8 protein-coding genes are annotated in these 14,954 nt (G+C 49.2%); 6 read left to right on the forward strand and 2 right to left on the reverse strand.

Features of this window, described 5'->3' with window-relative positions; translation table 11 throughout:
- Nucleotides 1–171 precede the first annotated feature (171 nt).
- From KTE_RS20595 to KTE_RS20620, 6 genes are all read left to right on the forward strand, one after another.
- The gene (locus KTE_RS20595; RefSeq protein WP_201384143.1) at nt 172–1,749 is read left to right on the forward strand and encodes a serine/threonine-protein kinase; all 1,578 of its coding nucleotides are present in this window, start codon (nt 172–174) and stop codon (nt 1,747–1,749) included.
- Nucleotides 1,750–2,268: 519 nt separating this feature from the next.
- On the forward strand, nt 2,269–3,900 hold the full coding sequence (locus KTE_RS20600; RefSeq protein WP_201384145.1) for a serine/threonine-protein kinase: 1,632 nt from the start codon (nt 2,269–2,271) through the stop codon (nt 3,898–3,900).
- Between the two features lie 491 nt (nt 3,901–4,391).
- Nucleotides 4,392–4,709, forward strand: coding sequence for a hypothetical protein (locus KTE_RS20605; protein WP_201384147.1), 318 nt, complete (start codon nt 4,392–4,394; stop codon nt 4,707–4,709).
- Between the two features lie 210 nt (nt 4,710–4,919).
- The gene (locus KTE_RS20610) at nt 4,920–9,227 is read left to right on the forward strand and encodes an NACHT domain-containing NTPase (RefSeq protein WP_201384149.1); all 4,308 of its coding nucleotides are present in this window, start codon (nt 4,920–4,922) and stop codon (nt 9,225–9,227) included.
- A gap of 338 nt (nt 9,228–9,565) precedes the next feature.
- Nucleotides 9,566–10,231, forward strand: coding sequence for an HNH endonuclease (locus tag KTE_RS20615; RefSeq protein WP_201384151.1), 666 nt, complete (start codon nt 9,566–9,568; stop codon nt 10,229–10,231).
- Nucleotides 10,232–10,355: 124 nt separating this feature from the next.
- A complete protein-coding gene (locus KTE_RS20620) occupies nt 10,356–11,051 on the forward strand; it encodes a DUF4145 domain-containing protein (RefSeq protein ID WP_201384153.1) in 696 nt (231 codons plus the stop codon).
- Nucleotides 11,052–11,474: 423 nt separating this feature from the next.
- Here KTE_RS20620 and KTE_RS20625 read toward each other — a convergent pair whose 3' ends face one another.
- Together KTE_RS20625 and KTE_RS20630 are read right to left on the reverse strand one after the other, a co-directional pair.
- On the reverse strand, nt 11,475–11,900 hold the full coding sequence (locus KTE_RS20625) for a hypothetical protein (RefSeq protein ID WP_201384155.1): 426 nt from the start codon (nt 11,898–11,900) through the stop codon (nt 11,475–11,477).
- A 664-nt stretch (nt 11,901–12,564) separates the two neighbouring features.
- On the reverse strand, nt 12,565–14,730 hold the full coding sequence (locus tag KTE_RS20630; protein ID WP_201384157.1) for a WD40 repeat domain-containing protein: 2,166 nt from the start codon (nt 14,728–14,730) through the stop codon (nt 12,565–12,567).
- Nucleotides 14,731–14,954: the final 224 nt, after the last annotated feature.

The raw sequence follows: 14,954 nt of genomic DNA on the forward strand, positions 1-14,954 counted from the left end.
TTCCATTGGTGCTCGTCCTTCAGGACCTTCCTCTTTCTCCCATTGTTGCTCAAGGTTAACGGGCTTACGCGCTACGGTTCATCTGATAAAAAAAGGGTATCTGCAGTTAGTACGTCTGGCATGGCGTTTATTTAAATTCCTGCACTTTGTAATTTCACGTGGAGGACCTAAATGGATCTAATAGATAAGCAATTGGGAAATTATAAACTTATCAATCGCATTGGGAGCGGAGGTATGGGGGAGGTTTTTTTAGCCCAGGATATGCGTATTGATCGGCAAGTGGCAATTAAGGTGGTGCGCAATGAACCAGCAGCCTATCCAAACGCAGAGGAGGTCCAGGCGATAGAGCGGCTTTTTCAGCGGGAAATGCGCATTATCTCTCAATTTGATCATCCGCATATTTTGCCATTGTACGACTTTGGGGAAGCAGAGGTTGATCATGCTTCTCTTATTTATATGGTCATGCCCTATCGGCAGGAAGGCTCTCTTCTTGACTGGGTGCGAGAGCACCGCATGGTCGGGCCTATATCACCACAGCATGTGCTTCATTTTGTGAAGCAGGCTGCTGATGCATTGCAGGCGGCACATGATGCAGGTGTAGTACATCAGGATGTAAAGCCGTCGAATTTTCTTGTGCGTAATCGTCGAGATCAACCTGAGTACCCTGATTTGCTTTTAACGGACTTTGGTGTTGCTAAAGTTATTAATGCTACGACCACCGCTAGTCAGAGTGTGCGTGGTACTCCGGCATATATGGCCCCTGAGCATTGGGAAGGACACCCTGTCCCGGCAACTGATCAATATGCCCTGGCTATTATGGCATATGAACTGCTTACCATGCGTCCTCCATTTCAGGGAGGAACGATGCAAGTCATGTATAAGCATCTCCACGAAGAACCAGTTCCTCCAAGTCAGTCCAATTCTCAGATCCCGATAACTATTGATCAGATTATTCTTCGAGCCCTTGAGAAAAGACCGGAAAAACGTTTTGTTTCAGTCATGGCTTTTGCGCAGGCATTTCAACAATATATTGAAACAGGAGCACCACAACCATCAGCTTTAACTGTCCCTGATCTACTGCCGTCACCCGTTTTTCCACAAAAGGTCTATCCAGCAACATTAACTACGCCATTGGCATATGCTCAATCGGAACCTGTAATTGCTACCCAATCTCCATTTCATCATAAAAAGCAGCGATGGTTAGTCGTGGGATTGTTAGCTATGCTTATCTGCTTTATCATATTTAGCGTATTGCAATTTGGCGTACTGCCATCTCTCCAGAAAAAAGATGCTCATTTGCAGACGTCAGTCCATACGCCTGCTACGCAGTTGACTATGGTTCCAACTGCGACTGTAATTCCCACTTTGGTAGTTACACCAACGCCGACCAGTACATTACCACCAACAACAGCGCCAAAGGCTCCCAATGCTGTAGATGTCGCACAAAGCATGAAAGATTTAGATCCGCAAGACATCTACAAATGGATTTACAGCGGTGATGCCAGTGGCGATCCTATAGTGACATCTCCCTATTCTCCAGATAAGGGTACTGCCATGATTGCGACAACGAGTAGTGGATGGTTCACAATCGAGGCATTTAGCACGACAGTGAAAGCATATCAAGATTTCGAAGCTAATCAAAATGTAGGCATGACTCTTAATGGTACTTGTCTTCTAATAGATACTAATAATCAGCAAGCTCCTACTCAACCAGTACTTACAGCATTTTCGCAAGCCTGCCCAGCTTAATATGTGCAGATGCCTTAAGAAAAGTTAGCGAGGAACTAACGAAGAAGAACGTGGCATCTCTGCCAAAGAATAATGAAAAGCACAATATTGTTACTCAAGTACATTTAACTAACTCTTTGGGCATTGGACCCCATCGCTGACAGGATTTTCTCTTTGAAAAGAGGTTGAAAGTGAGTCATCTAATTGACCAACAGTTAGGGAACTATCGTTTGCTTCGCTTATTCGGTCGAGGAGGTTTTGCTGAGGTTTATTGGGGGCTGCGTATGCGTCTTAAAAGCTATGCTGCCATCAAAGTATTGCATCAAATTTGACAAATGAGGCAATAAGAGATTTCGAGCAAGAGCACAAACTATTGTAGATTTGATTCATCTCAACATTGTACGTGTCCTTTGATTTCGATGTGAAAAGCTTAGTCTTTCGCCTTCGGCGTCCAACTCTTCACAAGAGTACGTCTACTTTTGCAATAGCCCCATGCTCGAGAGTGCTTGCCATTAGTTTGTAATGTAAAAGGGAGGTTTTATGGCAGAACAGGGTCCCCTTTCTGGTCAGAAAGTAGGAGACAAGTATGTACTCACTGAGTTGCTCGGAGAAGGGGGGTTTGGAATCGTATACAAAGCGTATCATCTTCACCTGCAGCGCCAGCAAGCCATTAAAATTTTGATTGAGCGTCTTTTTCAAAAAAAAGCGTTTCGCGAGCGCTTTCTACGTGAAGCTCAAACGGTCGCTACTCTTGATCATCCGAATATTATTCACATCGATGATTTTGGGATAGAGTCAACACAAGCATACCTGGTAATGCCCTTCATCAAGGGTGGAACACTTCAAGATGTTCTGCGAAAACAGCACGGATTTCTTGGCCTGGAGCAGATTGCTTTCTATTTAGAGCAGATTTGTACTGCGTTAGATTATGCTCATGCGCGTGGAGTAGTTCATTTAGATCTCAAACCTCATAACCTCCTGATTCATGACGATGGGAGATTGCTTCTTGCTGATTTCGGTTTGGCACACCTTATGAAGCAAGGCAAGGTGGAAGGTGGTTCTAGTTTGCGTTTTGGGTCTCCTCATTATATGGCTCCAGAACATATTCGGGGAAACCCAGAGAGACAAAGTGATATCTTTTCTCTGGGGGTTATACTCTACCAGATGCTTGTGGGACGATTACCTTTTCAAGGAGCACCAATGGAGGCTATCATGTTCAAAAATGTCACAGAGTGGCCTCCTTCCCCACGAACATTCAGGCCAGAATTATCGCAAGAAGTGGAAAATGTATTAGGAAAAGCTCTTGCAAAACGGGCTGACCAACGCTACGTAACAGCAGGAGAATTTTTGACTGCATTTAAGGGAATACTTGTGAGACCTACCCTTTCACTAGAGAGATTAAAAGTCAAAGAAGTAAGGGCAAACGAGAAGCCGGATAGGGAGAATGCAGCGCCTCTTACTGAATTGATAAGGAGCCTTGATCCGGGTAGAGAGGAATCTGCTACTCTTAGGCACAAGGTGGTGGGCGATGCCAAAGGGCATATTTGGCAAAAGCAGCTTGAACCCCAACATCTCGGACAATCCCTTGCAACCATGGAACCCATCAAAATTTTCTGTAGTTATGCATTTGAAGACGAGAAGTTCCGGGATGAAATTTTACAACATTTAAATTGGTCAAGCCCTACTATATGGTATGACTGCAAAATCCCGCTTAAAACGGATTGGTTCTATCTAAGAGAGAAGTATCTCGACGAAGCCCATATTGTTCTGCTACTAATAAGTCCAGACTTTTTGCGTTCAAATTATCCCAACAGCCTTGAGATACACAGGATAATGGAGAAACATTCTGTTGGTAAAACGTCTGTTATTCCAGTCAACCTCCGTCCTGCTTATGGGTACTGGGGAGGAAATCCTATTAGCGGCCTTCTTGACAGTCACCAAGCGCTACCAACCAATGCTCGGCCTATTACAGACTATCCCGATCGTAACCGGGCATTTGAAGATGTCGCACAGGGCATTCAACGAGTTATACAACGGGTCATGCAAGACCACTTGAACTCAACTCAGCAGAAAATGCAGCCTGATAAACTTTTACCCTTGCCACCAGAACCAAAGGTAAATAGTCAACCGCTGCTAAAGATAGAAACAATTTCTTCTCCAGACCTTGCCTAATCTTGCCTACCACAAGGCTTTTTAGGGAACCAAGGAAGCCGCCCCTATTGAGCAGGAGGTGATTGACGGGAGCGATCAAGCTGGCGGAGGAAATGGAGATAGCCATACAAGGAGATAATAGTGAGATGACCGTCGAGCTGATCCAGCCGATGCCAATAGAGGTTGGATCGAGTGTATTCTCTCCCTTTTGCCGATACAGCAAAAGGGATTGTTTTATCCTCCCTCTGCTGTTACAATCACAGTACTTATAAGATGCGTTACAAACTTTTTATGCAAGAATAATTGTAATGCATAATAAAGTTGTGATTTTGGATATTTGAGGGTAATGGTAAGAGATGGTGTACTGAGAGCGAAATGATACTCCATCACATTTCGCCCACTATGGCTTGTAACGCATCCCAACGGCTGAAAAGATCGTGAAGAAAGCACTCAGTTATCAACCTATTCAGCTCTAATGGTCAGTCTCCTTTGGCTTTGACATCAGGAGATAGATGATGAAGTTGATCACCAGCATCGTTGATCGTAAACTGCCAAGAAAGGGGACAGTGCTGGCAATTGCGCTTCAGTTCCACCTCGTTGATGCGGGTGCGCAACTGTCCCATGCCGCCCACATCGCGAGACAGGCAAGCTCACTGGAACACGCTGATCTAGATCTCGGCTATATTCAACCAACTGGCATGCTTGGGGATCGAGCGAAACTCCACGCACCTCAGAATCTGTCGAGCCTCTTCTGGAGAGAATGTCTGAAAGAACTTCGCCGGCGTATGGGTGTTGAGTTGTCCTGCACGATGTGCACGTATTTTGGGTAGTGCTACGTAATCTCGACTTATGTGGCACTAGGTCTGAATTCGTCAAGAGAATCTTGGAATGTCCTTAGGACGACTTATGGTATAATGACAAAACGCGAGCGGGCACTGAAGCGAAAAAATTGGCACCGCTCGCTTTACTATAGCGAACCATGCATACGTTCGCTTCCCCGATAGGCTATCGAGTGAGATTCGGAAGGAACTGGAAGTCGCGTGCAGCAACCACACTATCACTGGAAACGCTATTGGTACCCGGCCGCAGATGGATATCATCCCCCACTTGTGGAGAATGGGTATCTCTCTCCTCCTGTGCAGAAGTACGCACACCTTGTGCAATCTCCTGGGAGGACATTGCTGGATCTGGCGAAGGCTGGCTGCGTGGTTCTTCTCGGAGAACCAGGGATCGGGAAAACGCGTGAACTGGAGTGCCTAGAGCGCGAACTAAGCGTTGAGAAACACGAAGCCGTGCTGCGTATTGAACTTGGCAAGAAGCCCACTGAGCAGCTGCTGCGCAACGCAATAAGCCGGGCTCCCGAATACCGCTCCTGGCTGCAGGGGAGCCATCACCTGCACCTGTTACTCGATGGATTGGATGAGTGGCTAGATAGCAGTATTCCATTCTATCTGGTGCTTGATGTCCTTCCCAAAGAGCAAATCGCGCGCCTTTCCCTCTATATCACGTGTCGTCCAAACGCCTGGCTCCGAAGTTTCGAGGAGGGCCTCCAAAGGGTCTGGGAAACGATGGGCATCTACCAGCTCGCACCACTCTCGCGTGAAGATGTTGCCGAGGCTGCCCACGCACAAGGCTTCAATGTGACTCACTTTCTCCAGGAAGTAGCACGCCACGATCTGGTCCCGCTGGCTGCTCGTCCGCTCACTCTCACGATCCTCCTGGCGAGCTATCGCCAGCGTCAGGCGTTCCCTTCAACGCTCACCCAGCTGTACCTCGAGAGTTGCCAGGCGCTCTGTGAAGAATGCAATGACCGCCACCGGTCAAGGCGAAAAAGAAAGCTCGACGCCGAAGCACGACTTCAGATTGCTGCCCGCATTGCCACTCTCTCGACCTTCACCGCGCGCCCGACCATTTGGATCGGGAGCATCCACGTGGACGAGGCTAGGCCCGATCTGCGCATGAGAGATATGTGGGGGAATGCCGAGCAAGTACGCGGCCAGGCCTTCGATATCACCGAAGCGAGTATCGGTGAGACGCTGGACACTGGGCTGTTCTCACTCCGCGACAGTGAACGTCTGGGCTGGATTCACGTAAGCTATGCCGATTTTCTCGCTGCATACTATCTCTGGATCAACCACATTCCCGCTGTCCAGTCCCTGGAGTTGCTCTACCAGTATATCGATGGAGAGAGACGAGTGGTTCCACAGTTGCTTGAAACGGCAGCGTGGCTGGCGACGATGCAGCCAGAGGTATTTCGCGCGTTGGTGGAGACAGAGCCTGAGATCATTGTGCATGGCGATGTCGCCAGGCTAAGCGAGAAAGAGAGAGCGGTCCTGGTGGATGCCTTATTTCGCATCGGGCCGACACGGCTTGGACAACTTCACTTCACGTCCCGCCACCTCTACCACCGGTTTGCCCATCCCACGCTTTCTACACAGCTCCATTCTGTGCTTTCCATTGCAGACCTTCCCGTAGCCACGAGGACAGTGGCTATAGCGATAGCTGAGGCCTGCGGGTTGGAGAACCTGCAAGGCGACCTGCTCGCGATTGCTTTCGATCAGAGCCAGTTGGGGCCAGTCCGGGAGGATGCGGTGCAGGCTCTGACGACGCTAGGGGATAAAGAGACTCGAAAACGGCTCCTGTCTCTCACCGCTTTAGCGAGTGACCAGGATCCCAATGATGAAATTAAAGGCCACATTCTGACGGCACTCTGGCCGGATGAGATGAGTGCGCAGGAACTGTTCTCAGCTCTCACACCCATTAGGAACGAACGCTTCAGCGGGGCGTACCACCGCTTTTTATGCTCGCCGTTCGTCGAGCATCTCCAGTCGCAAGATCTCCCCGTAGCCCTCGCGTGGATCGAAGGTCTTCCCGCCCGCGACCTTCCCACGCTACGGGGGGACGTCCTCTTTGCCATCGCCGACCAAGTCATGCTTCATGCATTCAGACGCCTCGACCATCCAGAGACCTGCGACGCCTGCGCGCGCGTGGTTGTGTCGAGGATTATCGCCTTTGACGCGAGGGTATGTGGAAATGCCGACGAGGCCCGCGCTCTCCTCGATGCAAGTGGCGAATCCCGCCAGCGTCTCCTGGTTCGCGTCCTGGGCATGCTTTCAGATCAGATCAACTGGGCAGGGCACCTCCAGTACCTGAAGCCCTCGCTTTTCCACGCGCAGGATCTTCCCTGGCTTCTTTCGCATCTGGCACGCTCGGCTCCCGAGACGTTCCAGCGCGAAATGGCTCTCCTGATTCACCTCTTGATCCAGCGCTATGCCCTCGACCGGACGGAGGAGATCGATGCCGCTTGCCAATCCCACCCGTTCTTTGAAGAAGAAATGGCGAAGCTCCTTGCTGCCCAAGAGCAAGAACGAGCGGAACGGCAGACGACAACCTCTCAGGCATCAGAAGAACATCGTGTGCCGAAAAGCGCCCGTGAAGAGCATTTCAGCGAGGTGCTCAGCAAGAGCAATGATGCCGTTGAGTGTTGGCTGCGTTTCTGGAACGAAGCGGTGAGCGCGGCTGGAGGGTCGATCTACGATCGGCACTTCGACCGCACCGTATTTCCTGGCTGGGAGAGTGCGGGGCAAGTTTTACGCGACCAGATACTTCACGCGGGAAAACGCTATCTGGAGGACTACGATCCACAGGCGCAAGAATGGCTGGCCTCCAATCGTCTCCCTTATGCCGTGTGGGTTGCTTATAAAACGTTGCAATTGCTGGTGCAGGAAGATCCAGCCTGGCTTACTTCTCTTTCGAGAGAACGCTGGTGCCGCTTGCTCCCCGTCGTTTTGACGATGGGCGAACCCACGACAACAGAAAGCGATAGAGCGTTGATTGCTCTTGCTCAGAGTGTTGTTCCCAAGGAGGTCGCGCAGGCGACACTATTAGTAATCGAAAGTGAAGAACGCTTTTTCCACGCGTTACATATCGTTGAAAAAATGAGCCAGTTTTTTGATGAGGCGCTGGAGCGAGTGCTTCTCACCAAGATGCAGGATCCGGCGATCTCATCCGATGGGCTACATGGTTTTTTCCGCGTGCTGCTGTCGCGCGGAGTCAAGCAGGCAGTGGATTTTGCTTATGAGCTCATTAAGCAGGTACGTCGCGGCGGTGAAGAGAGCCACGAACGGGCGACGGTTGCGGGCTACTCACTCCTCTTTTACACGGAGCACCCCAGATGGGAGCCTATCTGGGATGCGCTGCGCGAGAACGAATCGTTCGGAAGGCGGCTCGTGGTGAAAATCGCTCACGGCGGCTTTGGATGGGCTCCTCCTTTCTTGAAAGAGGAAGAACTGGTCGACCTCTACCTCTGGCTGATTCAGCACTACCCACCCGCGCAGCATCCACTCCCTGAAATAGGAGGCTTCGTTGGGGTGGTCGACAGTATCGCGTTGTGGCGAGATAACCTCATCCAACAGTTGAGGAGCCGTGGGACCCCGACAGCAGCAGCCGCGCTTGCGCGCATTATCCGAGAACGGCCAGATGTGGCTGACCAACTGAACTTGCACTGGGTTCTGCTAGATACCCAGCGGCAGGCCGCACGGGGGCTGTGGCAGCCTTTTACCCCCAAGGACTTGCTTGCGCTTTTTTACGACCAAAAAGCTCGCCTCGTCCAGAGCGGCGGGCATCTTCTCGAAGTGGTGATAGAGTCGCTTGCCGACCTGGAGCGGTCATTTGGTGACGAGACACCTGCGTGGAGGGATGTCTGGGACCCGGTGCTACCCGTTGTTTGTTCGACATGTACTACGAAGATAGTGCCGGAGCGGAGGCTCTATCGACCTCTTGAGGAAGAGGAGGTTTCCGATTACCTCAAAAGGTATCTGGATACCTACCTCAAAGCACGTGGGATCATTGCAAATCGAGAAGTTCAAATAAGCCGCGGTGAGCGCACCGACATCCATATCAGCGCGACCTGCCGTGATCAACGCGGGGACGTGTACGACCGGGTAACCGTGATCATCGAGGTCAAAGGGTGCTGGAACGACGAGTGGGATACCGCCATGGAAGAGCAGTTGGTCAACCGTTACCTCAGTGGCAACAGTTGTCGGGATGGTCTCTATCTTGTTGCCTGGTTTATGTGCGAGCATTGGGACAGCAAAGGGGATTATCGCTACGCAAGGACACCCTCGCTCTCTCTGGATGAGGTGCGTGTACGCCTCGATGCCCAGGCGAGCGCGATGTCATCGCGCGAGGGGCTGAATGTTAAAGCCCTGGTGCTGGACGCGAGGGTAAAGAGACAGGTTGGGGCCAAAATTGTGGAATCCAGCGAGAAGGCTGAAAAAAAAGGGAAGAAAGCCAGAAGCACGCGCGTCGACAGGGCGGGTTCCCGCCCCAAAAAGAAGGGGAGCTGACAAATTGGTAATAAGCGCGAAGAGTGGGATCTTCCCACGGATGTGCAACGAGATGCCAATAGTAAACCAATTAACTCCACAGGCCGTTTGGCTATTTTGATGATGAAACTGGAAAGCATGAGCAAACGGACAGACGAATTCCGAAAAGCTGTATTCAACGAAGCAGGGGTTACCCTAAGTGGGGTTCATGCCGCCTGAACCTCACTGCTGCTGACCTCTGCTTCATCATCAAAATGGCGGGTGAGCTTTCTTTTGCCTCTCTAACTCAATATTTTTTCCGCATTGGCGCAGCACTGTGAGAATAGAAGAGAAAATAGAAAAGGGCAATGTAGACAGACATGACGATTCGTGCATTTCTTAAAACGGTAGGCCTCCATCTTGTGGTCTTGGGCGAGCGTATGGCTGAAGCACATCAGCAGAAGATGGAGACGCCTACTCCCTGTCGCGGGTGTCAGGAGATATACTTGTATCAGGATCTGCTTCCGCGCATGCTCTGGTCGCTCAGTTCTGACCCTTTCGATACGTGGATACGGCACAAGAAAAGAGTTCGTCCTGGGTGTTACTGTCCTACCTGCTGGGCTGGGCTTTACAAGCAGTATGAACGGGAGTTCAGGCTCACCAGTTGCTATAAGAGGGAATATGGGCGTGTAGAGGCGCACAACGAGCGAGCGCGGCAAATGGGACGCGAGGCTACACTCACGATTGTTCAGTGGATTGCGACGCTTGACCTCTACGACTGGAAGTGCGCGTACTGCGGAGGACCCTATGAGGCGCTGGAACACCAAAGGCCATTGGTTGCCCCCGATGGTGGGACGACGGCGCTCAACTGCGTGCCCTCCTGTCAGTCCTGTAACTTGCGCAAGGGGATACGCCACCCGGATGAGATTATGCGGAAAGAAACATCGCTCTCCCCAGAGGCCCATAGGCGTATCCAGGCGGAGATGAAGGCCTTGCATGGACAAAATACCTCTCCTCCTCAAGAGATTCAGCCCCTGAATGGGTGACACGCGAAGAGATAGTGGTGCCCATGTACAGTGCAAGTGGCTCGGCAGACTGTTTAAATTATAGTCAATCTCAAATCACAATTTTATGCCCGAAATTGCGCTACAGAAGTGAGAGTGCAGAACTATGACGAAATCAAAGCTCGCTTTAACCAACGGAAGTTCGACCCCAATGGTGTGCGGTCATTGCGGAAAACAGAGTATTTTCCAACTTAGAGGCGAAGGAACGCAGCACAATGAGACTCTCTGGAAAAACAGCCGCGACGCTCAAAACGCCGGAGTTGACTTCCAAATAATTACAACATGGCGTATTTTTGAATGCTCAGTGTGCCATCAACCAACGCTTGTACAAGAAGTTGTTACGTATAATCACGACGGCATCTATGAACCAGAAGTTACAGATGCCGAAACGGCTGTGCTTTACCCCAAATCTATCCAAAAAGTGGTGCTGTCAGATCTCCCTCCGAAAATTGCAGAAGAGTACGAAGCAGCTCTCCAGGTGCAGCATATTTCATTGAACGCTTGCGCAGTGCTTCTCCGACGAACATTGGAGGCTCTTTTTAACCACGAAAAGGCTCAGGGGAAAACCCTCGAACAAAAAGTAGATTATCTGTTAAAATCTGCAACTATCCCCCAGCTCCTTGCCGACATGGCACACCTTGGACGCCATATTGGCAATCTCGGTGCACATGTTGATGCAAATGAGGTAACAGAGGAAGATGTGACAGTTCTTTTGAACTTTATCGAGGTCATATTTGTCTACCTTTACACTACCCCAACAAAGGTATTAGCCTTCAAAGAAAGGCTGAAAAAGACGCCTTAGAAAAAGGATGCATCTTCGCCTATCGAATAGAGAGGTTATCGAGAGAATACGCACGTCGTTTAGACCGGGAGACGTTGCTTGTTCGAGCTATGGATTCCTTGAGCAAAACAGGACAAGCAAGATTTCGCGACTACATACGCTATGCTGATCTCCTCGGATACGCAATGCGCCAGGTCTTTTATTTACTCATCTAGGAAATGGTCTTTTATTCGCGCTTACGCTGAAAATCTGTACTTATTTCGCGCTTATGTGGCTTAAAAAAGGTCGCTTCAAGCCCATTTCTCGTTCGCGCTTATGCTGAAACTTACACACTCCGGATCAAACCGGACCACAATACTTTTCTCGCTGACCTACCTGATCATGAGATTTTGCAAATAGTCACTGATGATACTTATATTACACGCTCTTTTGCCTTGCCATCCATTAGATCACCAGGCTGATTTGTAAGGCTCTGCGATGATCTGGATTATCAAAATCAAAGACTGGCGCCTGCCCAGCAGCAGGCTCTTCATCCTCAGTGAGGAGCGGATTGCCACGATTTTCCAAAAGACGGGGCAAATCTTCTGGCAGCACATATACCAGGAGCAGTTCCCATTCCCTAAAAGAGCGCTTCACGGCGGCTATTAATGCTTCACCCATGTCATGCTGGTAGCCTTCGCGTACATAGCGCTCAAGCAGGGCATTAAGGTCCCGTTGCGCCATTTCTTTACGAGCCATCTCTTCTGGGGAAAGTGGTTGCTCTTTGTCCTCAAACTCATCCCAATACCGCAAGTATCTATACCAACAGATTCCATCGCCAAAATCAGGCAGGATGATATAGCCTTCTCCCCCACCTACAGCAGAGTGCACAGCGCCCTCAAAGAAGATACATGCCGTAGGGGTGATTTCCTGCTCGTACCAGGGGCAGTCTTCGGAGCTCGCGCTAGGTTACATTGCCTTTTGCCATCGCTGATGATACGCTTCTACAGTCATTGTCATGGTTTTGTTCTTTCTAATAGCTGCTTTGATAAATAGCTGTCAGGAATTGCGTTGGCAGCGAGAGCACTGCTCTACTTCTCCTTCAGAAGACCGTTCTCGCGCAACTGCTTCCAATGGAGGATCAGCCGTATTTGCCCGCCAACAACTGCTCCCAGGCGCTTTTGGCTTCTTTCCAGGGGACGAGTTCCCAGTGCGGCGCAATGTTGAGCAGTATGCCATCGTTGAGGTCTAGCGTGAGAGTGAGTATCAGGTCATAAAGCGCTAGCTTTGATGAACTTGCTGAAATATTGGCGCAGCGTTAGCAACCATGCTTGATAGCTCCTCTAAGGGGAATGCAGCGGAGAAGGAAGAAGTGCGCTGGTACCAGTCCCCAGTTACTCCCGCCTGTTGTTGTCCCTTCCATTTTATATGAGACAATTCTCAAATGCAACCATTGATCAGTCCAATCAGGGATATACTGATCAAGGTACGCCTATTGAGGATTTTTAAGGGCTGATACTGAAAGGAGGGCGTCAAATATTTGACACCCTCTGATTCATTCGTCCTGCTCTGCATCTTCATCACCTATTTGTAATGCGGGGAAGGATAGCTCTAGATTTTTACCGTTTTGCAACTGCAGGATAGTAGGTAACAATGCTTGCATGAGCATGGCTTTGGTTTGCTCGTCGGAACCTGGATGAAGCACCATAACTGTTTGAGCCGCTATCTCTAGAGCATATGTTATCCCTTTTTTCTGCACATCCAGACGCTTCTCCAAGATTTCTAAACGCTCGCGCTCAAGAGCAAGCTGTTGCCGCTCTTTCTCAAGAAGCGCAGACGCATTTTCCTGCTGAGCCCTTTGCTTCACATTTTCTAATTCTTGCGCTTTTTCTTGATTCTCTAACTCAGCTCTCTCAATCCTATGTTTTATTTGCGTAATGGCATCGATAGCGACTTTTATGCCTTCTGCCACACTCGGTGCAGAAAGATCTACCTTAAAGATTGCCTCAAAAGGTGAGTTGTAAGTGATCCTGGTGAAAGCAAGCTGAGTTTCTTCAACAAAACGTCTATCCCGAGTTTGCGTGTATTCCATGAGGTCAGCGAATCTTCCCTGGCCTATCAGCCAGCATTTTGTCACAAGGTCGGTCATTGCTGAAAGGAGTGATATGAGAGTAGTTGGGGTGAGAGGGTCTTCTACAATCCGAATACGAAACACAGATGCGTGCTCTCTTGGTATTGCCGGTTTAATGAAACTTTCTCTACTATCGCTCGGATCAATCCTGCCTTGTATTCCATCACTTACTTCAGAGATATCCTGATCAAGTTGCCACACTTGTATAGTTTCATCGTTGCTGGCTGAAGCGATACGTTTGCCATCAGGAGACCAGGCGATGGCCGTCACCATATCGGAATGCCCTTTATACTGAAAAATTAATTGACCCGTAGTTGGATTCCAGACATGAACGGTTCTGTCATTGCTTGCCGAGGCGATTTGGGTACCATCAGGAGACCAGGCAACGTCTCTTACACTATTTGCATGCCCATGGTAAATGAAGTCACTTTTGGCTGTCCTCGTGTCCCATATCTGAACGGTATGATTGCTGTTCGCTGCGGCGAGCATGGAACTATCAGGAGACCAGGCAATGTGGCTTATCACCCCTGAATTGCTTCGATAGACCTGCATGAGTTGTCCACTGGTTGCGTGCCAAACACGTATGATGTGATCTTCACAGGCGGCAATATATGCACTATCAGGAGACCAGGCAACTGCAAGTACCGAAATGACAGGTCGTAAACCAAGAGAGGTGTCACATCGCAGAATGGTCTCGCCTGTTGTTACCTCCCATATATGCACTGTTTTATCTGAAGCAGTTATGGCACTGCATGCAGATGCGATGTATTTGCCATCAGGAGACCAAGACAATGCGTAGATCATACCAGATAGTCCAGAGTGACCTCGGTAGGTGCAGGTGGTCTGTCCTGTTATTGCATCCCATACATTGACTATCGTTCCATCTCCTGCTGAGGCAATACGTGAACCATCAGGCGACCACTTAACGGTATAGACCCTAGGAGACGAGGCAAAGTTGGAGACGTGTGTGAAAGCGTTTCGATACTTGAGGAAGGAGTTTCCTGTATCAGCATCCCACACTCGTACCACTCCATCCCCGCCTGCTGAGGCAATACGGGTACCATCGGGGGACCAAGAAACTGTCAGCACCCAACCAGAATGAATATTATAGACAAGTATGAATGGTGATGTATGGCTGTTCCCCTGGGAGGTTGATTGCTTCGGAGATTCTTGTAGTTCTTCTGAAGTATGAGAAGTCATTTCGGAGAACTCCGATTCGTTGGGGATGATCTCTGAAGGTGAAGAATCCATCGGCCTGGCAAGAGGAGTACTGCGATCTTTCCTACTTATTGCCTCTGATATGCTTGCTAACATAGTTAGCCCTATGAAGAGGAACGGGAGCAGGAGAGGTAGTAACAAAGAGGTTATAGATAAAGTGTTTACAGCAATAGGAGGAAGAAGAAAGAAAACAAGAAATGATAAACATATAAGGAGGATCAGGAGTAGGAGGGCATAAAGTATTTGGTTCTTTGCGTTTACTATACTGCTCTGATCACCTCCAGAGAGGACATACCTCACTGCTCCTAGTAAGAGATAGAAATCAGCAAGAGCAGAAAAAACAATAATTACAAACTCGATAAAAACCTTCATGTTAAATATTTTCCTCCTATGTAGGGTGTTGTGCAATGAAAAATAATCGTTTTAAGAATTTAGATTTGCAGTTCTCTTGAACAGGTTTTGTTTTACTATCTTTTCCTATAAAGAACGCGCAGAGCTTATGAGTTTTTTACTTGAAAATGCATTTTTATAGATATGAATTCAAGACAATTTTGTGAAGAAGGTAATATAAGAAAAATTATGCATATGTCAACAGA

Origin of the sequence: Ktedonobacter sp. SOSP1-85, assembly GCF_016587415.1 — a bacterium.
Taxonomy (GTDB): domain Bacteria; phylum Chloroflexota; class Ktedonobacteria; order Ktedonobacterales; family Ktedonobacteraceae; genus Ktedonobacter.

Coding starts and splice junctions, on each gene's coding strand:
- KTE_RS20620 (WP_201384153.1), top strand. CDS start 10,356: ATGACGAAATCAAAGCTCGCTTTAACCAACGGAAGTTCGACCCCAATG.
- KTE_RS20600 (WP_201384145.1), top strand. CDS start 2,269: ATGGCAGAACAGGGTCCCCTTTCTGGTCAGAAAGTAGGAGACAAGTAT.
- KTE_RS20630 (WP_201384157.1), bottom strand. CDS start 14,730: ATGAAGGTTTTTATCGAGTTTGTAATTATTGTTTTTTCTGCTCTTGCT.
- KTE_RS20605 (WP_201384147.1), top strand. CDS start 4,392: ATGATGAAGTTGATCACCAGCATCGTTGATCGTAAACTGCCAAGAAAG.
- KTE_RS20615 (WP_201384151.1), top strand. CDS start 9,566: ATGACGATTCGTGCATTTCTTAAAACGGTAGGCCTCCATCTTGTGGTC.
- KTE_RS20595 (WP_201384143.1), top strand. CDS start 172: ATGGATCTAATAGATAAGCAATTGGGAAATTATAAACTTATCAATCGC.